This is a genomic window from Mesorhizobium sp. Cs1299R1N1, from assembly GCF_037179655.1.
Lineage (GTDB): Bacteria > Pseudomonadota > Alphaproteobacteria > Rhizobiales > Rhizobiaceae > Mesorhizobium > Mesorhizobium salmacidum.
Map to the genome: position 1 here is coordinate 211,301 of NZ_JAPYKR010000004.1, position 26,971 is coordinate 238,271.

The 26,971-nt window shown below is 61.6% G+C and carries 28 protein-coding genes; 4 read left to right on the forward strand and 24 right to left on the reverse strand.

Annotated features, from left to right (window positions below; genetic code table 11):
* Positions 1-7: 7 nt before the first annotated feature.
* The 15 genes from O7A70_RS10920 to O7A70_RS10990 all read right to left on the reverse strand — a co-directional run bounded on the left by O7A70_RS10920 (position 8) and on the right by O7A70_RS10990 (position 15,011).
* Positions 8-1,735: an ABC transporter substrate-binding protein gene (locus tag O7A70_RS10920; protein ID WP_337140389.1), complete on the reverse strand. Its 1,728-nt coding sequence runs from the start codon at positions 1,733-1,735 to the stop codon at positions 8-10.
* Between the two features lie 79 nt (positions 1,736-1,814).
* Positions 1,815-2,102 (reverse strand): DUF2160 domain-containing protein, encoded by a 288-nt coding sequence (locus O7A70_RS10925; RefSeq protein ID WP_337140390.1) that lies wholly within the window; start codon positions 2,100-2,102, stop codon positions 1,815-1,817.
* 3 nt (positions 2,103-2,105) lie between these two features.
* The gene (locus O7A70_RS10930) at positions 2,106-3,029 is read right to left on the reverse strand and encodes a carbohydrate ABC transporter permease (protein WP_337140391.1); all 924 of its coding nucleotides are present in this window, start codon (positions 3,027-3,029) and stop codon (positions 2,106-2,108) included.
* Position 3,030: 1 nt separating this feature from the next.
* A complete protein-coding gene (locus tag O7A70_RS10935) occupies positions 3,031-3,897 on the reverse strand; it encodes a carbohydrate ABC transporter permease (RefSeq protein ID WP_337140392.1) in 867 nt (288 codons plus the stop codon).
* Entirely contained in the window at positions 3,898-4,965 is a 1,068-nt protein-coding gene (locus O7A70_RS10940) for an ABC transporter ATP-binding protein (protein WP_337140393.1), read from the reverse strand.
* 10 nt (positions 4,966-4,975) lie between these two features.
* Complete coding sequence (locus O7A70_RS10945) at positions 4,976-6,055, reverse strand: ABC transporter ATP-binding protein (RefSeq protein WP_027144966.1); 1,080 nt, start codon at positions 6,053-6,055, stop codon at positions 4,976-4,978.
* Between the two features lie 42 nt (positions 6,056-6,097).
* Positions 6,098-7,624, reverse strand: a complete 1,527-nt coding sequence (gene glpD, locus O7A70_RS10950; RefSeq protein WP_337140394.1) for a glycerol-3-phosphate dehydrogenase — start codon at positions 7,622-7,624, stop codon at positions 6,098-6,100.
* Positions 7,625-7,750: 126 nt separating this feature from the next.
* On the reverse strand, positions 7,751-8,518 hold the full coding sequence (locus O7A70_RS10955; RefSeq protein ID WP_027144964.1) for a DeoR/GlpR family DNA-binding transcription regulator: 768 nt from the start codon (positions 8,516-8,518) through the stop codon (positions 7,751-7,753).
* Positions 8,519-8,644: 126 nt separating this feature from the next.
* The gene (locus tag O7A70_RS10960; protein WP_337140395.1) at positions 8,645-10,057 is read right to left on the reverse strand and encodes a pyridoxal phosphate-dependent decarboxylase family protein; all 1,413 of its coding nucleotides are present in this window, start codon (positions 10,055-10,057) and stop codon (positions 8,645-8,647) included.
* Positions 10,058-10,126: 69 nt separating this feature from the next.
* Complete coding sequence (locus O7A70_RS10965) at positions 10,127-10,858, reverse strand: peptidase (protein ID WP_027144963.1); 732 nt, start codon at positions 10,856-10,858, stop codon at positions 10,127-10,129.
* A 30-nt stretch (positions 10,859-10,888) separates the two neighbouring features.
* On the reverse strand, positions 10,889-11,683 hold the full coding sequence (locus O7A70_RS10970) for a transglutaminase family protein (RefSeq protein ID WP_027144962.1): 795 nt from the start codon (positions 11,681-11,683) through the stop codon (positions 10,889-10,891).
* A gap of 86 nt (positions 11,684-11,769) precedes the next feature.
* On the reverse strand, positions 11,770-12,711 hold the full coding sequence (locus O7A70_RS10975; RefSeq protein ID WP_140503757.1) for an alpha-E domain-containing protein: 942 nt from the start codon (positions 12,709-12,711) through the stop codon (positions 11,770-11,772).
* 60 nt (positions 12,712-12,771) lie between these two features.
* Positions 12,772-13,131, reverse strand: a complete 360-nt coding sequence (locus O7A70_RS10980) for a four helix bundle protein (protein WP_337140563.1) — start codon at positions 13,129-13,131, stop codon at positions 12,772-12,774.
* Positions 13,132-13,190: 59 nt separating this feature from the next.
* A complete protein-coding gene (locus O7A70_RS10985; RefSeq protein ID WP_181166272.1) occupies positions 13,191-14,603 on the reverse strand; it encodes a circularly permuted type 2 ATP-grasp protein in 1,413 nt (470 codons plus the stop codon).
* Positions 14,604-14,774: 171 nt separating this feature from the next.
* Positions 14,775-15,011 carry an Lrp/AsnC family transcriptional regulator gene (locus tag O7A70_RS10990; protein WP_010909609.1) on the reverse strand — a complete coding sequence of 79 codons (237 nt, stop codon included), beginning with the start codon at positions 15,009-15,011 and terminating at the stop codon, positions 14,775-14,777.
* A 301-nt stretch (positions 15,012-15,312) separates the two neighbouring features.
* Between O7A70_RS10990 and O7A70_RS10995 the strand changes: the two genes are divergently transcribed.
* Positions 15,313-15,732, forward strand: coding sequence for a DUF4864 domain-containing protein (locus O7A70_RS10995; protein WP_337140397.1), 420 nt, complete (start codon positions 15,313-15,315; stop codon positions 15,730-15,732).
* Positions 15,733-15,751: 19 nt separating this feature from the next.
* On the opposite strand, the gene tgt is transcribed toward O7A70_RS10995, so the two are convergent.
* From tgt to coaD, 7 genes are all read right to left on the reverse strand, one after another.
* Positions 15,752-16,882, reverse strand: a complete 1,131-nt coding sequence (tgt, locus tag O7A70_RS11000) for a tRNA guanosine(34) transglycosylase Tgt (RefSeq protein WP_337140398.1) — start codon at positions 16,880-16,882, stop codon at positions 15,752-15,754.
* Complete coding sequence (locus O7A70_RS11005; protein ID WP_337140399.1) at positions 16,875-17,144, reverse strand: hypothetical protein; 270 nt, start codon at positions 17,142-17,144, stop codon at positions 16,875-16,877. Before O7A70_RS11005 ends, tgt begins: the two co-directional genes overlap by 8 nt.
* Positions 17,134-18,222 carry a tRNA preQ1(34) S-adenosylmethionine ribosyltransferase-isomerase QueA gene (gene queA / locus O7A70_RS11010; protein ID WP_337140400.1) on the reverse strand — a complete coding sequence of 363 codons (1,089 nt, stop codon included), beginning with the start codon at positions 18,220-18,222 and terminating at the stop codon, positions 17,134-17,136. Before queA ends, O7A70_RS11005 begins: the two co-directional genes overlap by 11 nt.
* Entirely contained in the window at positions 18,222-18,671 is a 450-nt protein-coding gene (locus O7A70_RS11015) for a DMT family transporter (RefSeq protein ID WP_337140401.1), read from the reverse strand. Before O7A70_RS11015 ends, queA begins: the two co-directional genes overlap by 1 nt.
* A gap of 12 nt (positions 18,672-18,683) precedes the next feature.
* Positions 18,684-19,196, reverse strand: a complete 513-nt coding sequence (locus O7A70_RS11020; RefSeq protein WP_337140402.1) for a peptidylprolyl isomerase — start codon at positions 19,194-19,196, stop codon at positions 18,684-18,686.
* 26 nt (positions 19,197-19,222) lie between these two features.
* Positions 19,223-19,717, reverse strand: a complete 495-nt coding sequence (locus O7A70_RS11025; protein ID WP_442921180.1) for a peptidylprolyl isomerase — start codon at positions 19,715-19,717, stop codon at positions 19,223-19,225.
* 110 nt (positions 19,718-19,827) lie between these two features.
* Positions 19,828-20,328 (reverse strand): pantetheine-phosphate adenylyltransferase, encoded by a 501-nt coding sequence (gene coaD, locus O7A70_RS11030; RefSeq protein WP_337140404.1) that lies wholly within the window; start codon positions 20,326-20,328, stop codon positions 19,828-19,830.
* Positions 20,329-20,524: 196 nt separating this feature from the next.
* Here coaD and O7A70_RS11035 point away from each other — a divergent pair, with 196 nt between their 5' ends.
* Positions 20,525-20,677: a hypothetical protein gene (locus O7A70_RS11035; protein WP_337140405.1), complete on the forward strand. Its 153-nt coding sequence runs from the start codon at positions 20,525-20,527 to the stop codon at positions 20,675-20,677.
* 62 nt (positions 20,678-20,739) lie between these two features.
* Here the strand turns inward: O7A70_RS11035 and gyrA are convergent, their stop codons facing one another.
* On the reverse strand, positions 20,740-23,541 hold the full coding sequence (gene gyrA / locus O7A70_RS11040; RefSeq protein WP_337140406.1) for a DNA gyrase subunit A: 2,802 nt from the start codon (positions 23,539-23,541) through the stop codon (positions 20,740-20,742).
* 210 nt (positions 23,542-23,751) lie between these two features.
* On the opposite strand from gyrA, the gene O7A70_RS11045 reads away from it, so the two are divergent.
* Together O7A70_RS11045 and O7A70_RS11050 are read left to right on the forward strand one after the other, a co-directional pair.
* On the forward strand, positions 23,752-25,446 hold the full coding sequence (locus O7A70_RS11045) for a SulP family inorganic anion transporter (protein ID WP_337140564.1): 1,695 nt from the start codon (positions 23,752-23,754) through the stop codon (positions 25,444-25,446).
* On the forward strand, positions 25,443-26,063 hold the full coding sequence (locus tag O7A70_RS11050) for a ParB-like protein (RefSeq protein ID WP_337140407.1): 621 nt from the start codon (positions 25,443-25,445) through the stop codon (positions 26,061-26,063). Before O7A70_RS11045 ends, O7A70_RS11050 begins: the two co-directional genes overlap by 4 nt.
* A 23-nt stretch (positions 26,064-26,086) precedes the next feature.
* Here O7A70_RS11050 and O7A70_RS11055 read toward each other — a convergent pair whose 3' ends face one another.
* A complete protein-coding gene (locus O7A70_RS11055; protein WP_337140408.1) occupies positions 26,087-26,917 on the reverse strand; it encodes a helix-turn-helix transcriptional regulator in 831 nt (276 codons plus the stop codon).
* Between the last annotated feature and the right edge of the window lie 54 nt (positions 26,918-26,971).

Below are 26,971 nucleotides of genomic sequence, written 5' to 3' on the forward strand. Positions count from 1 at the left end.
AACAGTCCTATTTCTGCCAGCTCTTCACCAGTTCGTCGTAGTTGATGGTGACCGGCTTTTCCTTCTCGTTCTCGATCTTGAGCTGAGGCGCGAGATTGCCTTTCTTGACCGCGTCGGCATTCCAGTAGGCGAGGTCATGCTCTTCGGCCATCTTCGGGCCGATATCGCCCTGGACGCCCGACTTCTCGATGCGGGTCATGACCTTTTCCTGCTCACCGCAGAGCGAGTCCATCGCTTCCTGCGCGGTCTTGGCACCCGACGACGCATCGCCGATCGCCTGCCACCAGAGCTGTGCCAGCTTCGGATAGTCAGGCACGTTGGTGCCGGTCGGCGACCACTGCACGCGAGCCGGCGAGCGATAGAACTCGATCAAGCCGCCGAGCTTCGGCGCGCGCTCGGTGAAGCTCTTGTCGTGGATCGTGCTCTCGCGAATGAAGGTCAGGCCGACATGGCTCTTCTTCACGTCCACGGTCTTCGAGGTGACGAACTGCGCATAGAGCCAGGCGGCCTTGGCGCGGTCTGTCGGCGTCGACTTCATCAGCGTCCAGGAACCGACGTCCTGATAGCCGAGCTTCATGCCGTCCTTCCAATAGACGCCATGCGGCGACGGCGCCATGCGCCACTTCGGCGTGCCGTCGTCGTTCAACACTGCCTTGGCGCCGGCGTCGACCATCGAAGCGGTGAAGGCGGTGTACCAGAATATCTGTTGGGCAACTGCGCCCTGCGCCGGGACCGGTCCGGACTCGGAGAAAGTCATGCCCTGGGCTTCAGCCGGTGCATAGGCCTTCAGCCAGTCGAGATATTTCTGGATCGAATAAACGGCGGCCGGCCCATTGGTGTCGCCGCCGCGTGCCGTGCAGGAGCCGACCGGACGAGAGTTCTCGTCGACCTTGATGCCCCATTCGTCGACCGGCAGGCCGTTCGGCAGGCCCTTGTCGCCATTGCCGGCCATCGACAGCCAGGCGTCGGTGAACCGCCAGCCGAGCGACGGATCCTTCTTGCCGTAGTCCATGTGGCCATAGACTTTCTTGCCGTCGATCTCGCGACCGGTGAAGAACGCGGCGATGTCCTCATAGGCCGACCAGTTGACCGGCACGCCGAGGTCGTAGCCGTATTTGGCCTTGAAGTCGGCCTTGTTCTTCTCGTCGTTGAACCAGTCGTAACGGAACCAGTAGAGGTTGGCGAACTGCTGGTCGGGCAGCTGATAGAGCTTCTTGTCCGGAGCTGTCGTGAACGAGGTGCCGATGAAGTCCTTCAGGTCGAGGTTCGGGTTGGTGACATCCTTGCCGTCGCCCGCCATCCAATCGGTCAGGTTGCGCACCTGCTGGTAGCGCCAGTGGGTGCCGATCAGGTCGCTGTCGTTGACCCAGCCGTCATAGAGGTTCTGGCCGGTCTGCATCTGAGTCTGGATTTTCTCGACGACGTCGCCTTCCTGGATGACGTCATGCGTGATCTTGATGCCGGTGATGGCGGTAAAGGCCGGCGCCAGCACCTGCGATTCGTATTGGTGGGTCGCGATGGTTTCGGAGACGACCTTGATGTCCATGCCGGCGAACGGCTTGGCTGCGTCGATAAACCACTGCATTTCGGCTTCCTGGTCGGCGCGCGAAAGCGTCGAGAGCGGACCTATCTCCTTGTCCAGAAAGGCTTTTGCCTCGTCCATCCCGGCGTAGGCATTGCCCACGCCGAGCAATAGGACAAGGGCAGTCGTTGATGTTAAAAATTGCCGTCGCATGTGTTTCCTCCACTGTTTCAGGTTTCAAGTGCGATCTGGAGCGGCCGCCGGCACGCGGTCGCTCCAACAGTTTCCCCCTCTATACGTAGCGGAACACGCCGACGGCGTAGACCACGGAGAGAGCGAGAGCCCACCACAGATTGGGTCCGACAAGACCCAGCCAAGCGAGATGGATAAAGGCGCTGCCGAGCAGCGACAGGAAAAGACGGTCGCCGCGCGTCGTCTCGAAGCGCAGGATGCCGTTGCGTGGATTGCCGCCTGGCGAGGCGTATTCCCACACTGCCATGCCGCACAGCAGCAGAAGAATGGTCGCGAAGAAGGCCGCCGTCGGCCATGTCCACGCCATCCAGGAGAGGTCGAGATTCATTTGTCACACCCTCCCCAGGGCAAAGCCCTTGGCGATATAGTTGCGCACGAACCAGATGACGAGCGCGCCGGGGATCAGCGTCAAAACGCCGGCGGCGGCGAGCAGGCCCCAATCCATGCCGGCTGCGGAAACCGTGCGGGTCATGGTGGCGGCGATCGGCTTGGCATCGGTCGTGGTCAGCGTGCGCGCGATCAACAGTTCCACCCATGAAAACATGAAGCAGAAGAAGCAGGCGACGCCGATGCCGCTGGCGATCAGCGGCATGAATATCTTGATGAAGAACCGCGGAAAGGAATAACCGTCGATATAGGCTGTCTCGTCGATTTCCTTCGGCACGCCCGACATGAAACCTTCCAGGATCCACACCGCCAGCGGCACGTTGAACAGGCAGTGCGCCAGCGCCACCGCTATGTGCGTGTCGATGAGGCCGAAGGCCGAATAGAGCTGGAAGAACGGCAGCGCGAACACGGCCGGCGGCGCCATGCGGTTGGTCAGCAGCCAGAAGAACAGATGCTTGTCGCCAAGGAAGCGATAGCGCGAGAAAGCGTAAGCCGCCGGCAGAGCCACCGACACCGAAATCACCATGTTCATGACGACATAGGTGATCGAGTTGATGTAGCCGGAATACCAGGCCTTCTGCGTGAAGATGGTGACGTAGTTGGCGATCGTCGGTGCATGCGGGTAAAGCGTCAGCGAGTTGACGATCTCGGCATTGGTCTTGAAGCTCATGTTGATGAGCCAGTAGATCGGCAGCAGCAGAACGATGATGTAGAGCGTTGGCACGATCCACCACCAGCGCGACTCCTCGCCGCGCCGGCGCATCCGCCTGTCGAGTTCGCCCTGTGACAGCGAACTGGCGAGCCCCCCTTCCGCGGCGACGGTCCGGCTCATTGCATTGCGCTCGGTGCGTTCGTTGGCGCCAGCCATATCAGCGCTCCGCGTCGTAGTTGGTCATCACGGTGTAGAATACCCATGACAACAACAGGATGATGAGGAAGTAGACCAGCGACATTGCCGCCGCCGGACCAAGGTCGAACTGGCCGAGTGCCGTCTTGACGAGGTCGATCGACAGGAACGTCGTCGAGTTGCCCGGACCGCCGCCGGTGACGACGAAGGGTTCGGTGTAGATCATGAAGCTGTCCATGAACCGCAGCAGCACGGCGATCAGAAGCACGCGCTGCATCTTCGGCAACTGAATGTAACGAAAGACCGCCCAGCGCGACGCGCCGTCGATCTTGGCCGCCTGGTAGAAAGCGTCGGGGATCGAGACCAGGCCGGCATAGCAGAGCAGCACGACAAGGCTCGTCCAGTGCCAGACGTCCATGATGATGATCGTCACCCAGGCGTCGAATGGATCCTGCACATAATTGTAGTCGATGCCGATCGCGTTGAGGTAATAGCCCATCAGGCCGATATCGCTGCGCCCGAACACCTGCCAGATGGTGCCGACCACGTTCCACGGTATCAGCAGCGGCAGCGACATCAGCACCAGGCAGACCGGCACGCCCCAGCCCTTTTTCGGCATGTTGAGCGCGATGAAGATGCCGAGCGGCACTTCGATGGCCAGGATGATGAAGGAAAAGATCAGGTTGCGAACCATTGCTTCCCAGAAGCGGCTGGACGAAAGCAGTTCCTCGAACCATTCGGTGCCTGCCCAGGTGAAGACATTGTTGCCGAACGTGTCCTGCACCGAATAGTTGACGACCGTCATCAGCGGGATGACCGCGGTGAAGGCCACCAGCACCAGCACCGGCAGCACCAGGAACCAGGTCTTGTTGTTCCAGGTCTTTTCCATCTACGCCCCCATCTCGACGCGCCAGGAATCAGCATAGATGTTGATGCCGGCCGGGTCGAACCGCACCTTTGGTTCGGCGGGTACGGTTTCGTCCTCGCCGATGACCGCCGCGATGTCGCGGCCTTCCAGCTTGGCGCGCACCACCTTGTGGCGGCCGACATCCTCGACCTTGGTGATTGAAACGGCCATTCCATCGCGGCCGAGCCGCACATATTCGGGACGGATACCAAGCTCGATGGCGCCACCGCCGGCCTTGGGCGCACCCGGCAATTCGATCCGCTGCGACCCAAGCGTCGCCGTCCTGCCATCGATTGCCACCGGCACGACATTCATGCCTGGCGAGCCAATGAAATAGCCGACAAAAGTGTGGCGCGGCCGCTCGAACAGTTCCGCCGGCGTGCCGATCTGCACGATGCCGCCGTCATACATGACCACCACCTGGTCGGCGAAGGTCAGCGCCTCGGTCTGGTCGTGCGTGACATAGACCATCGTGTAACCGAAGCGGCGGTGGAGCTGTTTCAACTGCGAGCGCAGCACCCATTTCATGTGCGGGTCGATGACGGTCAGCGGTTCGTCGAACAGGATGGCGTTGACGTCCGAGCGCACCAGTCCACGGCCGAGCGAGATCTTCTGCTTCTGATCGGCGGTCAGGCCCCTTGCCTTCTTTTTCGCCCACGAGGCCAGGTCGATCATGTCGAGCGTCTCGCGCACCTTGCGGTCGACATCTGGTTCCGGCACGCCGCGATTGCGCAGCGGGAAGGCCAGGTTGTCGTAGACGGTCATGGTGTCGTAGATGACCGGGAACTGGAACACCTGCGCGATGTTGCGCTCCTGCGTCGACAGTGTGGTCACGTCCCTGCCATTGAACAGCAACTGGCCGTGCGAGGGGTGAAGCAGCCCCGATATGATGTTGAGCAGCGTGGTCTTGCCGCAGCCGGACGGCCCAAGCAGCGCATAGGCACCACCATCCTCGAAAATGTGGTGCACTTCGCGTAGCGCGAAATCGGCATCCTTGCGCGGGTTCGGCAGATAGGAATGCCTGACATGGTTGACGTCGATGCGTGCCATATCGCCCCTCCTACGCCGCCAGCTTCGGCGCGGTCACGGCCTGGCCGTGCTCGTCGAAGACCATGATGTGACGCGGGTCGATGAACACCTCGACCACCGCGTCGGTCTCGAAATCCCTGATGCCGTGGGTCAACATCACCCAGCGGGCATCGGCAAAGTCGAGATGGATGAAGCTCTCGGACCCGGTGATTTCGGTAATGGTGACCTTTGCCCGCACCGGCACCGCGGAGACATTGGGCCGATCGAGCGAAAGATGGTGCGGCTGGAAGCCGATCGTATAGTTCGTATCGGCGATGCCGACGAGTTCCGCCGGCACCGGCAGCTTGACGCCGCCCTCGAGCAGAAAATCCGCCCCCTTTTTGGCCAGCACGATGGTGTTGAGCGGCGGATCGGCGAAGGTCCTGGCCGTCACCAGATCGACCGGTTTGCGGAACACGTCGATGGTCGGCCCAAACTGGGTGATGCGGCCTTCCGACAGCGTTGCCGTGTTGCCGCCGAGCAGCAGTGCCTCATGCGGCTCGGTGGTGGCATATACGAAGATGGTGCCGGCGGCGGCAAATATCCTTGGCAGTTCCGCCCGCAATTCCTCGCGCAGCTTGTAGTCGAGATTGGCAAGCGGTTCGTCGAGCAGCACCAGGCTGGCATTCTTGACGATGGCACGCGCCAGCGCCGTGCGCTGCTGCTGGCCGCCCGACAGGCTGAGCGGCGTGCGGTCGAGATAGGGGGTCAGCTTGAGGAGAGCCGCCGCTTCGCGCACCTGACTGTCGATCTTGCGCTGCTCGACGCCGGCCACCCTGAGCGGCGAGGCGATATTGTCATAGACGGTCATCGCCGGATAGTTGATGAACTGCTGGTAGACCATGGCGATCTTGCGCTTCTGCACCGGCGTGCCGGTAACATTCTGGCCGTCGAACCAGACCGAGCCGGAAGTCGGCACATCGAGGCCGGCCATCAGCCGCATCAAGCTGGTCTTGCCGGAAAGCGTGGGCCCGAGCAAAACGTTGAGCGAGCCGTGCTGAAGCGTCAGCGACACATCGCGGATGTGCTCGACCGCACCCACCGTCTTGGTGACGTTCCTCAGTTCCAGCATGACGCCTCCTCCCAGGCTTTCCGCATCAGCTCAAAACCTTCTTCATTCAGCAGCCGCGACATGCCGTCGGCTTATGCCGCGCATAAATTCATCGAGCGATGCCACCTGCTCGCGGCCGAGATGCAGGCCGCGCTTGGTCCTGCGCCATAGTACATCTTCAGCCGTGATAGCCCATTCGTTTTCAACGAGGTAACGTATCTCGGCCTCGTAGAGATCGGCACCGAAATTGCGGCCCAGATCGGCATTCGATTTGGCCAGGCCCAGAAGAACCTGTGCTCGCGTGCCGTAAAGCCGGGTCAGCCGGCGGGCCAGGCGTGCGTCGAGGAACGGATAGGCCGATTTCAGCTTCGTCACCTGCGCATCGAAACCGGTGGCGGGAAAATCGCCGCCTGGCAGCGGCGCATCTGATGTCCACCGCTTGCCGCGCTTGCCGAGAAACCCTTCGATCTTCTCCAGCATCGATTCCGACAGCCGGCGATAGGTGGTGATCTTGCCGCCAAACGCGTTGACCAGCGGCGCGGCCCCCTCGCCGCCATCGGCCTTCAGCACATAGTCGCGTGTCGCTTCCTGCGCCTTGGAGGCGCCGTCATCATAGAGCGGACGCACGGCCGAATAGGTCCAGACGATGTCCGAGCGCTTGACCGGAACCGCGAAATACTCGCTGGCCGCGGCACAGAGATAATCGGTCTCTGTGTCGCTGATCTTCACATCATGCGGATCGCCGGGATAATCCTGATCGGTGGTGCCGATCAGCGTGAACTCGTCCTCGTAGGGAATGGCGAAGATGATGCGGCCATCCTTGTTCTGGAAGAAATAGGCGCGCGGATCGTCGAACTTCTTGGCGATGACGATGTGGCTGCCCTGCACGAGGCGAACATTGTGAACGTCATTCTGCCCGACGACGCCCGACAGCACGTGGTCGACCCAAGGACCCGCCGCATTGACCAGCAACCGGGCCTTGACCTCTTCGGTCTCGCCGGTCTGCAGGTTCTCGATCTTTATCGTCCAGATGCCGCCCTCGCGGCGGGCTCCAATCACTTTCGTGCGGGTCCGGATCGTTGCGCCCCGGTCAGCGGCGTCACGTGCATTCAGCGCCACCAGCCGCGCATCGTTGACCCAGCCGTCGGAATATTCGAAAGCCTTTTTGAACAAGGGTTTCAAAGGCTTTCCGGCCGGGTCGCTCGTCATGTCGAGCGTCCTGGTCGCCGGCAGCAATTTGCGCCCGCCGATGTGGTCGTAAAGGAAAAGGCCAAGCCGGATCAGCCAGGCGGGGCGCAGGCCCTTGGCATAGGGCAGCACGAAGCGCATCGGCCAGATGATGTGCGGCGCGTTCTTCCACAGAACCTCGCGCTCCATGAGTGCCTCGCGCACCAGGCGGAATTCGTAGAATTCGAGATAGCGCAGCCCGCCATGGATTAGCTTGGTCGAGCCGGACGAGGTTCCGCTGCCGAGATCGTTCATCTCGGCGAGAAAGACCGAAAACCCGCGCCCAACGGCATCACGGGCGATGCCGCAACCGTTGATGCCGCCGCCTATGACGAAAATGTCCCGGACTGAAGATGTGTCCACTTAGCTCCTCCACGATTTCGCATTGCACCATTTTGGGTCTTTTGCGAAACCGTTGCGGAATTATTTCGAACTCATAACGAATGTCAAACGAAATATCACACACCTGCGAGAAGACCGTGAATCATCTCAGCCAAGCGATGTCTCGATCAGCTGAACCTCGGCCTCCTGGCAGATCTTGCGTACCGAAGCGATATCGCAGCGATCGGTGATGAAGGTGTTGACCTGCGACAGGTGACCGATGCGCACAGGTGCCGTACGCTCGAATTTGGTCTGGTCGGATACAAGGATGACATGCCTAGCATTGGCGATAATCGCTTGCGCCACCTTCACCTCGCGAAAATCGAAATCGAGCAAGGCGCCATCATGATCGATGGCCGAGGCGCCGATGACAGCATAATCGACCTTGAACTGCCTGATGAAATCGACCGCCGCCTCGCCGACGACACCCCCGTCCGAGCCGCGCACCACTCCGCCCGCAATCACCACCTCGATCGACGGGTAGATTCGCATCCTATTGGCAACATTGATGTTATTGGTGATGACCATCAGGCCGTCATGATCGAGCAGCGCCTTGCTGACCGCCTCCGTCGTGGTGCCGATGTTGATGAAGAGCGAGGCGTTGTCGGGGATCAACCTGGCCGCCGCGCGGCCAATCGCTTCCTTCTCGTCGGCCGCGATCTTGCGCCTGGCTTCATACTCCATGTTCTCGATACCAGACGGGAACAAGGCGCCGCCATGGATGCGCGAAAGCAGCCGCTGGTCGCACAAATCGTTGAGGTCCTTGCGTATGGTCTGCGGCGTCACGTTGAAATGCGTGGCCAGATCATCGACCAGCACGCGACCATGATCCTTGGCCATCTGGATGATTTCGGCATGGCGTGGCGATAGATACATGGGCGACCTCCCGTTTTCGTTTTTCTTGCTTATAATCGAAAACGAAACCGATGAAAAGGCGCAAGCCGGCTAACGAAATCCGATGATTGTACGGGTGAACCTCGGCGCGACCTTGACCCAGCCTTTTCAGGCCATGGCACGCGCTATTTCGGTGATGACGGTGAAAGCGGCGTCGACGTCCTCTGCCGTGGCATCGAACTGACCGACCTGGAAGCGGATCGCCACCCTCCCATCGACTTTCGTTTGCGTCAGGTAGATGCGGCCATCGTCGTTGATCGCATTGACCAGCCGCAGATTGTGCTCGTCGGCATCGGCGCCCGATGCAGCCTTGTGCCGGAACGAAAACAGCGACAGCATCGGCTCGCTGACGATTTCGAAATCCGCCTCCCTTGCCAGACGCAGCGCAAGGCCTTCGCTCCAGGCGACATGGTTGCGGATCATGGTTCGCAGGTTTTCCAGTCCATGGGCGCGCAGCAGAAACCAAAGCTTCAGCGCCCGGAAGCGTCGACCAAGCGGCACCGACCATTCGGAATAGTTGATGATGCCGTCGCGGCCATGTGTCTTGAGGAATTCGGGCTTGATCGCCAGCGTACGAACCAGATCTTCCGGATGCCGGATGAACTGCATCGAGCAATCGAACTGCGCGCCCAGCCATTTGTGCGGGTTGAAGACGATGGAATCAGCCAACTCGGCGCCTGCCCAGAAATGGCGAAATTCCGGGCAGATCATCGCCGACCCGGCCCAGGCGGCATCGACATGCAGGTAGAGCCCCTGCCGCCTAGCAATGTCCGCAACCGCTGCAATATCGTCCGTGCCGCCGGTACTGGTGCCGCCGACGCTGGCGATGATACCGGCGGGTAGCATGCCGGCCTCGCGGTCGTCGACGATTGCCGCTTCGAGTGCGGCCGCTTCCATGGCGCGAAAACGGCCGGCGACCGGAATGCGCACGAGATTGTCCTCGCCTATCCCTGACACCCAGATCGCCCGATCGATCGAAGTGTGCACCTGGTCGGAGGAATAGATGCGCAACCGCCCCTGCCCAGCCAATCCTTTTTTGTTGCCTTGCCAGTCCAGCGCCCGCTCGCGCATGGTCAACACCGCGTTGAGTGTCGCCGACGAGGCCGAATCCTGGATGACGCCGGAGAAACCCTCCGGCAGGCCGAGCGCCTGGCGCATCCAGTCGACGGTCCGCGTTTCAAGCTCGGTCGCCGCCGGCGACGTCTGCCAAAGCATGCATTGCGCGGCCATCGCCGACACCAGGTATTCAGCCACCACCGAGACGGGCGCCGCGTTGGCCGGAAAATAGGCGAAGAAGCGCGGGTGCTGCCAATGCGTCATCCCCGGCACGATCTTCTCTTCGAAGTCGGCGAAAATCCTGTCCATCGGCTCCGCGTCTTCGGGTGGCGACGCCTCGATGCCCCTGAAAATGTCGCCCGGCTCGACCAGTGGCCGCACCGGTCGCTCACGCAGATTGTTGCGATAATCGGCGCCCCAATCAGCGGCACGTTGCGACCATTGCCGGAAATCATCATTGTTCATCTTGTCCTCCCGACATGATCTTTCGCCGCCGGCGATGCGCCGGCTTTCGCGAACGGCGAGATATGCGGACTAGCCAGGAAAGTCCGGCAGGCTGGCGAACGCCGTCTTCAGGGCATTCGACCATCCGTCGGAGATCGTGCGGTAATACTGGTCGTCCTGGGCGATCCGCTTTTTCAGACCAACCTGAAAGGCGCCCTGTTCCAGGAAAAGCAGGTCGAGCGGCAAGCCGACCGACAGGTTCGACTTCAGCGTCGAATCGAACGACACCAGCAGGAGTTTGACCGTCTCGGCGAGGCTCATCGTCTTTTCGTAAGCGCGGATGATGATCGGCTTGCCGTATTTGGTTTCCCCGATCTGAAAGAACGGCGTGTCGTCAGTCGATTCGATGAAATTGCCTTCGGGATAGATCATGAACAGGCGCGGCGGGCTGCCCTTGATCTGCCCCCCGAGGATGAAGGAGGCATTGAAATAGGAATCGGCTTTCTCGCCCGCGGGTGATGATTGCGCGATCACTTCCTTGACCGTGTCCCCGACCAGCCGCACCGTCTGGTACATGGATGGCGTTTCGAGCAGCTTCTCGTGGCGGTCGGTCACCGCCTTGGTGCGTTCGTCGAGCAGGCTGACCACGGCCTGCGTCGTCGCCAGATTGCCGGCCGACATCAAAACGATGACGCGCTCGCCCGGCTGCTCCCAGACGTGCATCTTCTTGAAGGTCGAGATAGAATCCATCCCGGCATTGGTGCGCGTGTCCGACATGAACACGAGCCCGCGATCGATCTTGAGGCCGACGCAATAGGTCATGGAATCTCTTGAGCAGTAATCCCTGGGGGATTACTGCTCTACCGTGACGGTGACCGCAAGCAGTTCTTCCGCCTGTCCCAGTCGAATTCCCGACACCGGCGAAGCGTCACGGTAATCGCGGCCGGTGGCCACCTTCACATAGCGTTCGTCGGGAGAAATACCATTGGCGGGATCGAAGGCAACCCAGCCGAGGCCCGCGACATGGGCTTCGGCCCAGGCGTGGCTCGCCGCCTGCTCCACCGCCGCATCCATCATCAGATAGCCGCTAACATAGCGGGCCGGAAATCCCATGGCGCGTGCGGCGGCGGCAAAGATGTGGCTATGATCCTGGCAAACCCCGGTCTTCAGCATCAATGCCTCTTCGGCCGGAGTCGTCGCATTGGTGGTTCCCGGCGTGTAGGCGACGCGCTCGCCGATGGCGGCCATCAGCCGGTGCAGCCTGTCAAGGTCGGTGCCCTTGCCGAGCGCCTCGGCAAGATCACGGATGCCGCCGCCTATGGTGGTCAAAGCGGTCTCCTGCGCGAACAACCAGAGTGGCGCGAAGCCTTGATGAGGCCCGCTAACACCTGATGTATCGCGCGTCACCACCTCGCCCAACGCTTCGACTGTGATGAAGTCGTGATCACCCTCGACGCTCAACAGCCTGCTATCATTGCCGTAATGGTCGGTAAATCGCACTTCCTCGCGCGCGCCCTCGACCTTCAGCGCCCAGGACAGCACGGTCTGGGTCGGCCCGCTCATGGGAAGCAGCCGTAGCCTCTGGAGCAAATACTGCACCGGTGCGTCGTAGCGGTATTCTGTCCGGTGCGTGATTTTCAGCCGCATCGCCATCTTCCGTTCGAGTGCATGATCCCTGGCGAAAGCTGGTACCCACCTTTCGCTGACGCGGTCCTTCGGTTCGGGATCATGTTTCAATAAAACCTGTAGTCTTGCGCGATCTCGTCGCCGAGCCTGGTGTTGTCGCGGATGAACCCGGCCAGGAACTCGTGCAGGCCGGCGTCGAATATATCCTTGATCGACCCTGCCCTCAGCATCGCCTGCGTTTTTTCCGCCGTTGCGTGACACGCATGGCGCTCGCCATAGTCGTCGGAGAGAAACTTCAGATGCTCTGCCAGGAAGCGGTAGCAGAAGGTCAGCGATCGCGGCATGCGGACGTTGAGGATCAGGTAGTCCGCGATATTGGTCGGCTTGTAGTCGGCGTCATAGACCCAGCGGTAGGAGCGATGCGCCGACACCGAGCGCAGGATCGATTCCCACTGATAGTTGTCGAGCGTCGAGCCGACCCAGGAGATCGATGGCAGCAGCACGTAGTATTTCACGTCAAGGATGCGCGCGGTGTTGTCGGCGCGTTCGACATAGGTGCCGAGCTGCGAGAAGTCGAAAATCTCGTTGCGCAGCATGGTGCCGTAGAACGAGCCGCGGATCAGTGCGGTCTCACGCTTGATCGCATCGAGCACGGTGGGCAGGTCGCGCTCGTCGATCGGCCTCGCCAGCATCCGTTTCAGCGCCATCCAGGCTTCGTTGATGCTCTCCCACGTCTCGCGCGTCAGCGCGGTGCGCACCATGCGCGCATTGTTGCGGGCCGTTTCGATCGACGACATCGTGCTCGATGGGTTCGACGTGTCGCGCAAAAGGAAGTCGGAGACATTGGCCGCGGTATAGTCCGGGTATTTCTGCTTGAAGGCGACGTCGGAGCCGGCGCTGAGCAGCACGGAGTTCCACTCCTCCGAGGCGCTCTGGGTGCGAGTGAGTGCCATACGCAGGCCGGCGTCGACCAGCCGCGCCATGTTTTCGGCCCGCTCGATATAGCGGTTCATCCAGTAGAGCCCGTTGGCGGTGCGGCCGAGAAGCATGTCAATGTGCTCCGATGAGCGAATAGCGAGTAGCGAATAGCGAATAGGGGAAAATTAGCTTCATGTTCTTTGCTGCAGGCTCCTGATCATGGAATGCAGCATCTTCCCTATCTCGTCGGCTTGTTTGAGCAAACGCGCAACCTCGACTTCGACCATCAAACCTATTTTTCCTGACACGATTAGGTGCGTTTCCAACTCTTTCAGGGATCCCTGAGCGATACGTAGAAACTGAATGAATGAGCCGGTATTTTCTCGCCCATGTCCTTCGGCAATATTCGCGGCAATCGATACGGACGACCGGCGTATTTGTGAGGTCATTCCGTAGACTTCACTGTTTGGAAAGGCCTTCGTTGCCGAATAGCAATCTACCGCCAAGTCAACGGCCACTTTCCAAACAATCAGGTCTCTGTAAGAATTTATCGTCGTCTCGTCCCCCTTTTCTCTACCCTACTCGCTATTCGCTACTCCCTATTCGCTCATTAATCATCCAGCACCCACGTATCCTTCGTCCCGCCGCCCTGCGACGAATTCACCACCAGTGAGCCTTCCTTCAGCGCAACGCGCGTCAGCCCGCCGGGCACGATCTGGATGCGATCGGAAACCAAAACATAAGGCCGCAAGTCGACGTGGCGCGGCGCCAGGCCCTTTTCAGTCAGGATCGGACAGGTCGAGAGGGCGAGCGTCGGCTGGGCGATGTAATTAGACGGTTTGGCCTGCAGCTTCTTGGCAAAATCCTGACATTCCTTCTTGGTCGCGGCCGGGCCGACAAGCATGCCGTAGCCGCCGGAACCATGCACTTCCTTGATAACCAGCTCATGGATATGCTCGAGCACATATTTCAGGCTGTCCGGCTCCGAACAGCGCCAGGTCGGGATGTTGCCGAGGATTGCCTTGCGGCCGGTGTAGAATTCGACGATCTCGGGCATGTAGGAATAGATCGCCTTGTCGTCGGCGATGCCGGTTCCCGGTGCGTTGGCGATGGTGATGTTACCAGCGCGGTAGACATCCATGATGCCGGGTATGCCGAGAGCTGAATCCGGCCTGAAGGTCAGCGGGTCCAGGAAAGAATCATCGACGCGGCGGTAAAGAACGTCGATCTGCTTGTAGCCTTCGGTCGTGCGCATCGCGACATGGCCATCGACGACGCGCAGATCCTGCCCCTCCACCAGCTGCACACCCATCTGATCGGCGAGGAAGGCGTGTTCGAAATAGGCGGAATTGAAACTGCCGGGCGTCAGCACCGCAATGGTCGGCGCACCCTTGGTGTTCTGCGGCCGCACCGCCGCCAACGACTGGCGCAGAAGCTGCGGATAATTCTCCACCGGTCGCACCTTGATCTTCTGGAACAGCTCGGGGAACAGCTGCATCATCGTTTCGCGGTTCTCCAGCATGTAGGAGACACCGGACGGTGTGCGCGCATTGTCCTCCAGCACATAGAACTCGTCCTCGCTGATACGCACGATGTCGACGCCGATGATGTGGGTATAGACCCCGGCCGGCGGCCGCACGCCGATCATTTCCGGCAGGAATGCCTCGTTCCTGGCGATCAGGTCCCTGGGAACGCGGCCGGCGCGAAGGATTTCCTGGCGATGGTAGATGTCGTCGAGGAAGGCGTTCAGCGCCTGTACGCGCTGCTCGATGCCTTGCGTCAGGCGACGCCACTCATTGCCTGAAATGATGCGGGGAACGATATCGAACGGGATCAGCCGCTCGGATGCTTCCTGCTCGCCATAAACAGCAAACGTGATGCCGGTCTTGCGGAAGACGCGTTCGGCGTCCTGCATCTTTTCGGTAAGTCTGGCTGGATCCTGCTCCTTCAGCCAGCGATCGTAAGCCGAATACGGTCGTCTAAGTCCGGAAACCTCCGGAAGCATTTCATCGAACGCTGCCAATCGCATACTCCCCTGTGACGCCATTTCACTGGCGTCGTTGGAGAAAATCAAGCGCAATCGGTGATTTGGGAGATCCGGACGATCAGTATGTTGCGGCTGCCTAAAATTGAGGCAGCTGAAATATGAGCTTGATCAGGCTCTGCCTCATGCCCGGGCAAATGCCCCGCGCTGCTAGAAGGCGCGGAAGGTGACGACGGTGAACGTGTCCTTGATGCCGGGAAGAATCTGCACCTTCTCGTTGACGAAATGACCGACATCTTCCTCATCATCGACATAGAATTTGGCGAGCAGATCGTAATTGCCGGCGGTGGAGTAGATTTCCGAGGCGATCTCGGCGTCGGCAAGCGCGCTGGCAACCTCATAGGATTTGCCCAGCTCGCATTTGATCTGCACGAAAAACGCCTTCATGGCTTCGTCCCGCTAACTTCCAGGTCCAGCGGCCCTTCTGGCAGACTGGAGGCGGCCTTTCAAGCGTTGGAATGCGCACTTAGCCGGCGCCTGCCTTGGCCGCGGCCTCGCGCAGCATGCTCTCTCCCTCAGGGTCCACCATGAGCGCCCCGCCTTAGAGGAAGCTTACGCGTAGGAATTCGCCGCGGCGGGACGAATATTGCCGCCCGCTGAAACCGTGAAGCGCCGTCACCCGTATGTTAGGATGCCTCCCGCAACAGCTTTTCTGCAGGCGGCGTTTCGGGAACGGTGGAGACAGGCCATGCGTCGCGCCATTTTTGCATTCACGTTCGTTTCGCTCATGCTGGCTTCCCAGGCGCTTGCCGGCGACGCCGAGATCAAGGCTGGTCAGGCCGTCATCGACGGTCAATTGAAGGCCCTCATCGCCAATGACGGCGCCAAGGCCTATAGCTTCGCCGCCCCGAACGTGAAGCAGGTCTTCCCGACCGTCGATGCCTTCATGAACATGGTGACCAACGGCTACCCACCGGTGCGCCAGCCACAGTCCTATTCCTTCGGCAAGGTCGAGGAGACCGGCCCGGGTTTGATCATCCAGCAAGTGCTGATCGTCGGCCCCGACGGCAAGGACTACGAGGCGGTCTACACGCTGCAGCAACAGCCCGACGGCACGTTCCAGATCACCGGCTGCAGCCTGCGCGCGTCGAATTCGCTGAGCACCTGAACGCTGCGGCGTCGGTGCGCTACAACGCCGGGATGTCGCCTCTCGCCCAGCCTTCGCTGATCTCGGCGCCGCGAGCCTCGAAGCTGCCCGCCTCGATCGCGGCCCGGATGTCCTGCATCAGCTTCTGGTAGTAGGAAAGGTTGTTCCAGGTCAGCAGCATCGCCCCGAGCGCCTCCTGCGAGCGCACCAGATGGTGCAGATAGGCGCGCGAATAGGCGCGCGCCGCGGGGCAATCGCTCTCTTCGTCGAGCGGGCGCGGATCGTCGGCGTGGCGGGCGTTGCGCAGATTGACCTTGCCGCGCCTGGTATAGGCAAGACCATGCCGGCCGGCTCGCGTCGGCATCACGCAGTCGAACATGTCGATGCCGCGCGCCACCGATTTGAGGATATCGTCCGGCGTTCCCACGCCCATGAGATAGCGCGGCTTGTTATCAGGCAGTTCCGGGCACGTGATGTCGAGCATGTCGAGCATCACTGCTTGCGGCTCGCCGACGGCCAGGCCGCCGACGGCATAGCCCTTCAGGTTCATCGCGCTCAGCGCCTGTGCCGAGCGCACCCTGAGCGCCGCGTTGTCACCACCCTGCACGATGCCGAACATCGCCTTGCCCGGCTGGTCGCCGAACGCCGTCTTGCAGCGCTCCGCCCAGCGCAGCGACAATTCCATGGCGCGCTCGATCTCTTTCATCTCGGCGGGCAGCGCCGTGCATTCGTCGAGCTGCATCTGGATGTCGGAATCGAGCAATCCTTGAATTTCTATGGAGCGCTCCGGTGACATTTCATAAGCCGCGCCATCGATGTGCGAACGGAAGGTGACGCCTTTCTCGGTCAGCTTCCTCAGCTTCGACAGCGACATCACCTGGAATCCGCCGCTGTCGGTCAGGATCGGGTGCGGCCAGCGGGCGAATTCGTGCAGACCGCCGAGCCGCGCCACGCGCTCGGCCCCGGGCCGCAGCATCAGGTGATAGGTGTTGCCAAGGATGATGTCGGCGCCAACGCCTCGCACCTGGTCCATGTACATGGCCTTGACCGTGCCACCGGTGCCGACCGGCATGAAGGCCGGTGTGCGGATTTCGCCGCGCGGCATGTCGATCAGGCCGCGCCGCGCCTTGCCATCAGTCGCCAGCACCTTGAAGGTGAACGTCTCAGCCATTGAATTCCTTGTCGTGGACCGGCGCATCCGGCGCCTGCCTGTCGAGCGATTGGCGATATCGGATGCAGCCGCGCATGAATTTGGGCCAGGGGGGCACAGCGATCGACCGCTCGGTCTTCTCAGGCAGCAGGTCCCACAGATCGGGGTGATGCCAGCACAGATCGTGGCCTGTGGTGTCGCGGTGTGCGCGAATGCCGGCGCGCAGCTTTTTCACTTCCGCGATCAGGCTTTCGCGATCGAGGGTTTGCAGATCATCGTCCATCGCTCATCTCCGCTTGGTAAAGCAGGCTTGCGTCGCCATAGGAGTAGAACCTGTAGCGGTTCGTTATGGCATGCGCATAGGCGGCACGCATCGTGTCGAGGCCGCTGAAGGCCGAAACCAGCATGAACAGCGTCGAACGCGGCAGATGGAAATTGGTCATCAGCATGTCGGCGGCGCGAAAGCGGTAGCCGGGCGTGATGAAGATGTCGGTCGGACCTGACCATGGCGCCAGCGTGCCGTCTTCACGCGCCGCACTCTCGAGCAGGCGCAGCGAAGTCGTACCCACGGCAATGATGCGCCCGCCCCTTGCTTTCGCGGCATTGAGCGCATCGGCGGTCGCCGGGCTGACCGAGCCGATCTCGGCATGCATCTTGTGGTCGGCGGTGTCGTCAGCCTTCACCGGCAGGAACGTACCGGCGCCCACATGTAAGGTGACGAAGCGGCGCTCGATGCCCTTGGCGTCCAGCGCCGTAAAAAGCTCCGGCGTGAAATGCAGGCCAGCGGTAGGCGCGGCAACGGCACCTTCTTCCCTGGCATAGATGGTCTGGTAGTCGGAACGGTCGCGCTCGTCGTCATCGCGCTTCGAGGCGATGTAGGGCGGCAGCGGAATGTGGCCGACCGCGTGCAGCGCCTCGTCGAGGAAGGGACCGGATAGATCAAAGCCGAGCAGCGCTTCGCCGCCCTCGCCCTTCTCGATCACCGTGGCATCGAGCTGGCCGAGGAAACAGGAATTGCCGTCATGGCCAAAATGGATGCGGTCGCCGGCGGCGATGCGCTTTCCCGGCCGCATGAACGCCAGCCAACGGTCTGGAGCCTTGCGCATGTGCAGCGTGGCCTCGACCTGCGCCACCGCCTCGCCGCGCCGCCTGATCCCTTTCAGCTGCGCTGGAATGACCTTGGTGTCGTTGAAGACCAGCACGTCGCCGGTGCGGAGCAAGGACGGCAGATCGCCAACCGTCCGGTCCTCCAGCCCCTTGCCCGGCTCGATGACGAGCATTTTGGCGCTGTCGCGCGGCTCTGCCGGGCGAAGCGCGATGCGCTCCTCCGGCAGGTCGAAATCAAAGAGGTCGACGCGCATCAGTAGAGCCGAACGAGCAGCGCTCCGACCAGCAGAAGCACGGCGCCGGCGATCCGGCCGAGCGAGATTTCGCGCACAGCGACGCCAAGGAAGCCGACGCGGTCGATGAGCATGCCGGCGATCAACTGACCGGCCACCAGGAACGCCATCAGGGCGGCCGCACCAATGCGCGGCGTCAGGATAGTTGAAAGCGTGACGTAGAAGCCGCCGAGCATGCCGCCGGCGACGAACAACCAGGGTGCCGGCGCCTTCCAGTCGAGCGAAATCTCTTGCAGCTTCACCACCGTGACGGAGATGATGCCGAGTACGATCGCACCCGACAGGAACGAAAACGCGGCGGCCGCGACCGGGAGACCCAGGCCGCGCGCAAGCTGCGAGTTGATCGGCGCCTGAATGGCAATGAAGGCGCCGGACAGGATGCCGAGAAGCGACCAGACGACGCCCATCATTGTCGTTTCGCCTTACTTGACGTCGGCCGCGACCTTCAGCGACACGATCTTGTCGGGATCCTGCACCGGCTCGCCGTGCTTGATCTTGTCGACATTGTCCATGCCTTCGATGACCTGGCCCCAAACCGTGTACTGGCGGTTGAGGAACGCGGCCTCGTCGAAGCAGATGAAGAACTGCGAGTTGGCCGAGTTCGGGTTCTGCGAACGGGCCATCGAGCAGGTGCCGCGGCCGTGGTTCGCGTTGGAGAATTCAGCCTTCAGGTCAGGCTTTTCAGAGCCGCCCATGCCGGCGCGCGATGGCGCAAACGAAGGCTTGCTCGAATTGCCGAACTTGACGTCGCCGGTCTGCGCCATGAAACCTTCGATGACGCGATGGAAGACGACGCCGTCATAGGCGCCTTCGCGGGCCAGTTCCTTGATGCGGGCGACATGGCCGGGGGCCAAATCGGGAAACAGTTCGATGACGACCTTGCCCTTGGTCGTTTCCATGATGAGCGCGTTCTCGCGGTCCTTGATCTCGGCCATGTCAGATATCCTTTTGAAAAATTGAATTATTTGTCGGCGGCGATGCGCACTTTGATCATGCGGTCGGGATCGGTGACCGTGCCATTGTCCGCCTCGTCGCCCTTCTTGATCTTGTCCACCAGTTCCATGCCGCTGACGACATTGCCGACGATTGTGTACTGGCCATCGAGCGGCGGTGCCGGTGCGAACATGATGAAGAACTGCGAATTGGCGGAATTCGGATCCTGCGAACGGGCCATGCCGACCACGCCACGCTTGTAATGCTCGGTCTGCGAGAATTCGGCCTGCAGGTCGGGCAGGTCCGAGCCGCCGGTGCCGACGGCCTGGGCATTGAAACCCTTATTCATGTTGCCGAACTTGACGTCGCCGGTCTGCGCCATGAAGCCGTCGATAACACGATGAAAAGCAACATTGTCATAGGCATGATCGCGCACCAGCTTCTTGATCTGCGCGACATGCTTGGGCGCCAGGTCGGGGCGCAGAGCGACAGTCACGTCGCCATCTTTCAGGGTGATGATCATGGTGTTTTCCGGATCGGCGGCATGGGCGGAAACGGACGCGGTCAAGAGACCGGCGAGCACAACAAGGAATGAGGCGAGCCTTTTGAGCTGCATGAGGATCTTCTCCGGGCTTATTTCGCGAATTTTGCGGTGAGCGCACCGGCCACGGCCGCCGGCACGAAGGGGCGGATGTCGCCACCCATCGAGGCTATCTGGCGCACAAGTGTGGCGGTAATGGTGCGCACCGATGGGCTGGCTGGCAGGAAAACCGTCTGCAACTCAGGCGCCATGGTTTCGTTCATGCCGGCCATCTGCATCTCGTAGTCGAGATCGGTGCCGTCGCGCAGACCGCGGATCATGATCGAGGCGCCTTCTCTTCTGGCGGCATCGATCACCAGCCCATCGAAAGCGACCACTTTGATGCGGGCGCCGTCACGGCCGAATTCGGCTCTCGTGGCGGCTTCGATCAACCGCACCCGCTCTTCGAAGGAAAACAGCGGCTTCTTGCCCGGATGAATGCCGATCGCGGCATAAACGATGTCGGCAACCGCCAGCGACGCCTTCAGCACATCGAGATGGCCGTTGGTCAGCGGGTCGAAGGAGCCGGCATAAAGGGCGATGCGTTCGGTCATGCGGGAGCTTCTAGCGAGCCTCTCTCACAAAGGCAAATCCGATTGGCAGGGCGGCCCGTGAACCTTTTCCGGCACATGAACGACAGATGAATACGCTGATCACGCAGCCTTCACGCAGCGTTCACTAGGTTCCGCCCTTAATAAGATGAAACCAAAGTCCCATATATCCGTTTGTAAGGCGCAGGAGAACACGCACATGCTGATCTACATGCTCGCCACCGCGATGACCGTCGCCATGCTGATCGCCACAGTATTCGGGCTGCACCAGGAGGCACAGCGCATCCGCGTCAAGGCAACCATCAAGCGCTTCGAAGGCTTTGGCTCGCGCAAGCCGTATCGTCACTACTAAGTCAGTCCCGACTTGCTGCCACGCCGGCCATCGGCCGGCCTAAGTCAAGCCGGCTCCAGGGACTATTCGGCGCTATCCGGACCGCTGTCAGTCGCCGAATCCGACTCCACGCCACCCTCGACGGCCTCTTCCGTTTCCTCGTCCGATTGCGGCTCCGAAATCCGCTCGACCGAAACCACCTTTTCACCTTCAGCCGTGTTGAAGATGGTCACGCCCTTGGTGGCGCGGCTGGCGAAACGGATGCCGTTGACCGGCACCCGAATGACGGTGCCGCCGTCCGACACAAGCATGATCTGATCGTCGTTGCCGACCGGGAAGGTTGCCACCAACTGGCCGATTTCGGCTGTTTTCGAGACGTCGGTGGCGCGGATGCCCTTGCCGCCACGACCAGTCAGGCGGAAATCGTAGGACGACGAACGCTTGCCGTAACCATATTCGGTCACGGTCAGCACGTACTGCTCATGCGCCTTGAGGAATTCGTAGCGATCGTCTGGCAGCTCGGTCTCCTCGCCGATCTCCTCATTGGTGAGCGCGATCTCTTCTTCCTCTCCAGCCGTCTCGGCGGCAAGCCGCCGCTCCGACGCCGCCCGCTTGAGGTAAGCGGCGCGTTCCGCCGGTGAAGCATTGACATGCTCTATCACCGACATGGAGATGATGCGGTCGGTCCCGGCCATGGTTATGCCGCGCACGCCGACGGAGTTCCGGCTCTGGAAGACGCGCACGTCGCCGACCGAGAAGCGAATGCACTGGCCCGAATTCGCCGTCAGAAGCACGTCGTCATTGTCGGTGCAGGTCTCGACGCCGAGGATTTCGTCGCCCTCCTCCTCCAGCTTCATGGCGATCTTGCCGTTGCGGTTGACCTGTACGAAGTCGGACAGTTTGTTGCGGCGCACGGTGCCGCGCGTGGTGGCGAACATCACGTCGAGTTCGCCCCAGCTCGTCTCGTCCTCGGGCAACGGCATGATCGTGGTGATGCGCTCGCCCTGCTCCAGCGGCAGCATATTGATCAGTGCCTTGCCGCGTGACTGCGGGTTGCCGATCGGCAGGCGCCAGACCTTTTCCTTGTAGACGATGCCGCGCGAGGAGAAAAACAGTACCGGCGTGTGTGTGTTGGCGACGAACAGCCGGGTGACGAAATCCTCTTCCTTGGTCGACATGCCGGAGCGGCCCTTGCCGCCGCGGCGCTGCGCCCGGTACAGCGAAAGCGGCACGCGCTTGATGTAGCCGGAATGGCTCACCGTCACGACCATGTCCTCGCGCTGGATCAGGTCCTCGTCTTCCATGTCCGCGCCGCCGTCGGTGAGCTCGGTGCGGCGCGGCGTGCCGAACTCGTCGCGCACTGCGGCGAGTTCGTCCTTGACGATCTGCTGGATACGCGCGCGAGACGACAGGATGTCGAGGTAGTCCTTGATCTCGTCGCCGATCGTGTTCAACTCATCGGCGATTTCGTCGCGGCCGAGCGCGGTCAGGCGCTGCAGACGCAGTTCGAGGATGGCGCGCGCCTGTTCCTCGGACAGATTGTAGGTGCCGTCCTCGTTGATGCGGTGGCGCGGATCGTCGATCAGAAGGATCAGCGATTCAACGTCACCCGAAGGCCAGCGCCGTTCCATCAACTGCTCGCGTGCCGTCTGCGGATCCGGCGCGGTGCGGATAAGCTTGATCACTTCATCGATGTTGGCGACGGCGATGGCCAGACCAACCAGCACATGGGCGCGGTCGCGCGCCTTGCGGAGCAGGAACTTTGTCCGCCGGCTGATCACCTCCTCGCGGAAGGTGACGAAGGCCGTCAGCATGTCGGTCAGGTTCAGCAGCTCCGGCTTGCCGCCGTTTAGCGCCACCATATTGGCGCCGAAAGACGTCTGCAGCGGCGTGAACCGGTAGAGCTGGTTGAGGACAACGTCGGCAACGGCGTCGCGCTTGAGCTCGATGACGACGCGATAACCCTGACGGTCGCTTTCGTCGCGGATGTCGGAAATACCCTCGACGCGCTTGTCGCGCACCAGTTCGGCCATCTTCTCGATCATCGAGGCCTTGTTCACCTGGTAGGGAACCTCGGTGATGATGATCGATTCGCGGTCGTTGCCGCGCTGTTCGATGTTGACCTTGCCGCGCATGACGATGGAGCCGCGGCCGGTGGAATAGGCGCTATAGATGCCGGAGCGGCCAAGCACGATGCCGCCGGTCGGGAAGTCGGGGCCTGGAATGATCTCCATCAGCGCCGGCAGGTCGATCGCCGGATTGTCGATGACGGCAATGGCGGCGTTGCAGACTTCACCGAGATTGTGCGGTGGGATGTTGGTGGCCATGCCGACGGCAATGCCGCCCGAGCCGTTGACCAGCAGATTGGGAAAGCGCGCCGGCAGAACCTTCGGCTCGGTGTCCGAAGCATCATAGGTGTCCTGGAAATCGACGGTGTCCTTGTCGATATCCTCCAGAAGCTCGTGCGCGACCTTGGTCAGGCGCGATTCGGTATAGCGCATCGCCGCCGGCGGATCGCCATCGATCGAGCCGAAATTGCCTTGTCCGTCGATCAGCGGCACGCGCAGCGACCAATCCTGCGCCATGCGCACCAAGGCGTCATAGATCGAGGCATCGCCATGCGGATGGTATTTACCCATCACGTCGGCTACCGGACGCGCCGATTTCACATATTTGCGGTTCCAGTGGTAGCCGCTCTCATGCGCAGCATAGAGAATGCGGCGGTGCACCGGCTTCAGGCCATCGCGCACATCGGGCAACGCACGGCTGACGATCACGCTCATGGCGTAAGAGAGATAAGAACTCTGCATCTCCTCGATGATGGAGATGGGTTCGATGCCGGTGGGCCCGCCGTCGGCGCCGCGCGGTGTCTTTTGGTCGGTCAAATCGTATCACAATCTAATCAGGAATCACTGCCCGCTTATATAGGAAGCACGGCCGAAACTCCAACGTTCACGGCACTTTTCCAGTGTCATTTTCGGTGGTAATTTCAAAAGGATACCGCTAATTGCGACGATATGGCCATTATGCTTTTCGCCGCCACCAAGGCAAAAGCCGGCAATGGACCAACTCCCCAAGCAAAAGCCGCGATCACCATGAATTGGAGCCTATGGCTGCCTTTCCGGGCGCTGAGCGGCTGGCAGGCCCGGGATCTCAATGGTGACCTGATCGCTGGCGTGACACTGGCCGCGATCGCTATTCCCGAACAGATGGCGACAGCCAGGCTCGGCGGTTTTGCTCCCGAGCTCGGCTTTTTCGCCTTTGTCGCCGGTTCGGTGGCGTTTGCCCTGTTCGGCGCCAATCGCCACCTTTCGGCGGGCGCGGATTCGACGATCACGCCACTGTTTGCCGGCGGCCTCGCCATGCTGGCCGCATCCGGTTCGCCGCACTATCTGGCGCTGGCCGCAATGCTGGCGCTGATGGTCGGGCTGATTCTGACGTTGAGCGGCATCCTTCGCCTTGGCTGGGTTGCCGATCTTTTGTCGGTTCCGGTCACCACAGGATTTCTGGCCGGCATCGCCGTCCATATTATCGTTTCACAGATGCCCGGACTGCTCGGCCTGCCCTCCGAGAGCGGTGAAACCTTACGACGTATCGGCGAGATTGCCGGCAGTCTCCATCTCACCAATCCTTGGAGCCTCGGGCTCGGCCTTGGCGTGTTCGCGATCGTCCTTGGCGCCGACCACATCAGCCCCCGCATTCCCGGCGCCTTGATTGGCATGGTGCTCGCCACACTGGCGGTCGCCGTCTTCGGCCTCAAGGATCGTGGCGTCGAGGTGCTTGGCGCCCTGCCCAATGGACTGCCGCATGCCGGTCTGCCGCTTGCCGGTCTTGACGATGTGCAGGCGCTCGTTCCGCTGGCATTGCTGATCGCCATCGTCGTCATGGTGCAGACGGCCGCCACCTCCCGTTCCTTCGCCCCGCAGGGCGGCACGCCCGACGTCAATCGCGATTTCGTCGGTGTCGGCGCCGGCAGCATCGCGTCCAGCCTGTTCGGCGCCTTCGCCGTCAACGCCAGCCCACCACGCACGGCAATCGCCTCCCAGTCGGGCGGCCGCTCGCAATTCTCGAGCCTCATTGCCGCGGCGATCATCCTGGCCCTTGGCGCCTTTGGCGGCGGTCTGCTCGCCGATGTTCCGCAGGCTGCCCTGGCCGGGGTTCTGATGTTCGTCGCCCAGCACATTCTGCGCTGGAAGGTGTTCGCCAGCGTCTACCGGCAGGCGCCGGTCGAATTCGCATTGATCCTCATCACCATGGCGGCCATCGTCGTGCTGCCCATCGAAACTGGCGTGGCGGTCGGCATCGGCCTCTCGCTGCTGCATGGAATCTGGAGCGCCACCCGGACGCTGCCGATCGAACTGGAACAAGTTCCGGGAACCTCCGTCTGGTGGCCGCCGGCCAAGCCGAGCACTGGCGAACAACTCCCCGGCGTGCTGGTCGCGGCGTTCCAGGCGCCATTGTCCTTCGTCAACGCCGACCGTTTCAAACGCGGCTTTTGCGATCTGGTCGACGCTGGCAAGGGCGATGTGAAACTCGTCGTGCTGGAGGCCAGTAACATTGTCGAGATCGACTACACCGCCGCCCAGGCATTGATCGAAACCATCACCCATTGCCGCAATGCGGGCGCAATATTCGCCATTGCTCGGATGGAGTCGGTGCGTGGCCAGGCAGCCCTTGCGCGGTTCGGCATCATCGACCTCGTCGGCCCGCAGCGGATCTTTCACAGTGTCGATGCCGCCATCAGGGCTCTGCACCCCGCCCAGCCGGAAAACCAGGAGAGTGCGCCATGATCGTCCTGAGAGAACCGCTGGTGACCCCGGTTCCGGTCAAGGAATTGCGGCCAACGCAAATTACCGTCGGGATGCGCGAGGTGGACCTCAAACGCCAGCTGATCCGCTCGCAGAGCGCCGCCAAGACAGGCGCTTTTCTGGGCAAGCACATGATCCCGGTCGTGTTAGGCCCCAAAAAGCGCAACTACGTCACCGATCACCATCATCTTGCCCGCGCCCTGATCGAGGAAGGTGTCGAGGATGTGCTCGTGACGGTGATCAGCGACCTGTCGGCGCTGGACAAGGACGCGTTCCTTTTCATGCTCGACAACCGCGGCTGGATGCATCCGTTCGATGAAAACGGCCAGCGCCGCGACTATGCCGCTCTGCCAAAGACCGTCGGCGAACTCGTCGACGACCCCTACCGGAGCATGGCGGGCGAACTGCGCCGGCTGGGCGGTTACGCCAAGGACATCACCCCGTTCAGCGAATTCCTGTGGGCGGACTTCCTGCGCCGGCGCATCGACAAGCGCGCGGTGGCGAAAAATTTTGACAAGGCGATGAAGGACGCGCTCGTGCTGGCCAAGGGCAAGGACGCCGACTATCTGCCCGGCTGGTGCGGGCCGATCATGGACTGATGCCGCGGGTGTGACGCGACTTTTCAGCCGCAGCCCGCGCGCCTGGCGCGATAGCGGCCCGGCGTCTCGCCCATGACACGCCGAAACCGGCGATTGAACGTCGACAGATCGTTGAAGCCGGCCTCGAAAGCAATTGCCGAGATGGCATCGTTGGACGTGCGCAATCGCACCGCCGCGCGATGCAACCGGGTCCTGAGCAGGTACTGATAGGGAGTCATGCCGGCGACCTGCCGGAAGGTGCGAAGGAAATGATAGGGACTGGTCGCGGTCTCATCCGCCAACCCCGGAAGCGAGATCGGCCCGTCGGCATCCAGTTCGATCCGCCGAACCGCCTCGGCAACCCTTTTCTGGTCGCGGCGGCTTGGATCGCACCCGCCATTCGTGTCGCCCGAGAGCGTTGCCACGGCGGCACCCGCGACGCGCAGGGCGAGTTCCTCGAATGCGTCCGTGTCGGCCATGTCGCGCGCGGCTTCCGCCTCGGCCAGCAGCGGCGCCAAGGCCGGCAATGGCGGCAGGCGTGGCGCCCCGAAGCTGAGCGTCCTGGCGCCCGGCACGTCGGCCACGATCCGGTCCATATAGCCCGACCCGAAATGGAAGGAGAGGCAACGGTCGCCATTGCCATGCTCGTGCCCGCATTCGTAGCATGTGCCGGAATTGCCGAGCAGGAGGCTGCCTGGCGCGAGCACTGCCGTGCCTTGCTGCGCGCGGTAGCGGAACGAGCCGCTGGTGACGGCCGCAACACAGAAATCCCGATGCGCTTCCTCGAATGGCCGATCGCCGGCGCTGGCCGTGCAGATTACATCCGCCACGTGCCAACCGGGTCCGGATGCAAGGGTATCCGCGGTCGCCGTCATCGCCAAAATATAGCAATTTTTCCCAAGCCCAGAACCCTGCCAGCACTTATTCTT

Excerpts from the sequence above, each read along its gene's own strand:
- O7A70_RS10945 (WP_027144966.1), bottom strand. The coding sequence starts at position 6,055 with ATGCTGGAACTGAGGAACGTCACCAAGACGGTGGGTGCGGTCGAGCAC.
- O7A70_RS11050 (WP_337140407.1), top strand. The coding sequence starts at position 25,443 with ATGATCGTCCTGAGAGAACCGCTGGTGACCCCGGTTCCGGTCAAGGAA.
- O7A70_RS11055 (WP_337140408.1), bottom strand. The coding sequence starts at position 26,917 with ATGACGGCGACCGCGGATACCCTTGCATCCGGACCCGGTTGGCACGTG.
- O7A70_RS10965 (WP_027144963.1), bottom strand. The coding sequence starts at position 10,858 with ATGACCTATTGCGTCGGCCTCAAGATCGATCGCGGGCTCGTGTTCATG.
- queA (WP_337140400.1), bottom strand. The coding sequence starts at position 18,222 with ATGCGCGTCGACCTCTTTGATTTCGACCTGCCGGAGGAGCGCATCGCG.
- O7A70_RS10960 (WP_337140395.1), bottom strand. The coding sequence starts at position 10,057 with ATGAACAATGATGATTTCCGGCAATGGTCGCAACGTGCCGCTGATTGG.
- O7A70_RS10995 (WP_337140397.1), top strand. The coding sequence starts at position 15,313 with ATGCGTCGCGCCATTTTTGCATTCACGTTCGTTTCGCTCATGCTGGCT.
- O7A70_RS10955 (WP_027144964.1), bottom strand. The coding sequence starts at position 8,518 with ATGTATCTATCGCCACGCCATGCCGAAATCATCCAGATGGCCAAGGAT.
- O7A70_RS10925 (WP_337140390.1), bottom strand. The coding sequence starts at position 2,102 with ATGAATCTCGACCTCTCCTGGATGGCGTGGACATGGCCGACGGCGGCC.
- O7A70_RS10930 (WP_337140391.1), bottom strand. The coding sequence starts at position 3,029 with ATGGCTGGCGCCAACGAACGCACCGAGCGCAATGCAATGAGCCGGACC.
- O7A70_RS10970 (WP_027144962.1), bottom strand. The coding sequence starts at position 11,683 with ATGCGGCTGAAAATCACGCACCGGACAGAATACCGCTACGACGCACCG.
- O7A70_RS11035 (WP_337140405.1), top strand. The coding sequence starts at position 20,525 with ATGCTGATCTACATGCTCGCCACCGCGATGACCGTCGCCATGCTGATC.
- O7A70_RS11045 (WP_337140564.1), top strand. The coding sequence starts at position 23,752 with ATGAATTGGAGCCTATGGCTGCCTTTCCGGGCGCTGAGCGGCTGGCAG.
- O7A70_RS10990 (WP_010909609.1), bottom strand. The coding sequence starts at position 15,011 with ATGAAGGCGTTTTTCGTGCAGATCAAATGCGAGCTGGGCAAATCCTAT.
- O7A70_RS11005 (WP_337140399.1), bottom strand. The coding sequence starts at position 17,144 with ATGGACGATGATCTGCAAACCCTCGATCGCGAAAGCCTGATCGCGGAA.
- O7A70_RS11015 (WP_337140401.1), bottom strand. The coding sequence starts at position 18,671 with ATGATGGGCGTCGTCTGGTCGCTTCTCGGCATCCTGTCCGGCGCCTTC.
- O7A70_RS11020 (WP_337140402.1), bottom strand. The coding sequence starts at position 19,196 with ATGGCCGAGATCAAGGACCGCGAGAACGCGCTCATCATGGAAACGACC.
- O7A70_RS10975 (WP_140503757.1), bottom strand. The coding sequence starts at position 12,711 with ATGCTTCTCGGCCGCACCGCCAACGGGCTCTACTGGATGAACCGCTAT.
- coaD (WP_337140404.1), bottom strand. The coding sequence starts at position 20,328 with ATGACCGAACGCATCGCCCTTTATGCCGGCTCCTTCGACCCGCTGACC.
- tgt (WP_337140398.1), bottom strand. The coding sequence starts at position 16,882 with ATGGCTGAGACGTTCACCTTCAAGGTGCTGGCGACTGATGGCAAGGCG.
- O7A70_RS10935 (WP_337140392.1), bottom strand. The coding sequence starts at position 3,897 with ATGGAAAAGACCTGGAACAACAAGACCTGGTTCCTGGTGCTGCCGGTG.
- O7A70_RS11025 (WP_442921180.1), bottom strand. The coding sequence starts at position 19,717 with ATGATCATCACCCTGAAAGATGGCGACGTGACTGTCGCTCTGCGCCCC.
- O7A70_RS10920 (WP_337140389.1), bottom strand. The coding sequence starts at position 1,735 with ATGCGACGGCAATTTTTAACATCAACGACTGCCCTTGTCCTATTGCTC.
- O7A70_RS10940 (WP_337140393.1), bottom strand. The coding sequence starts at position 4,965 with ATGGCACGCATCGACGTCAACCATGTCAGGCATTCCTATCTGCCGAAC.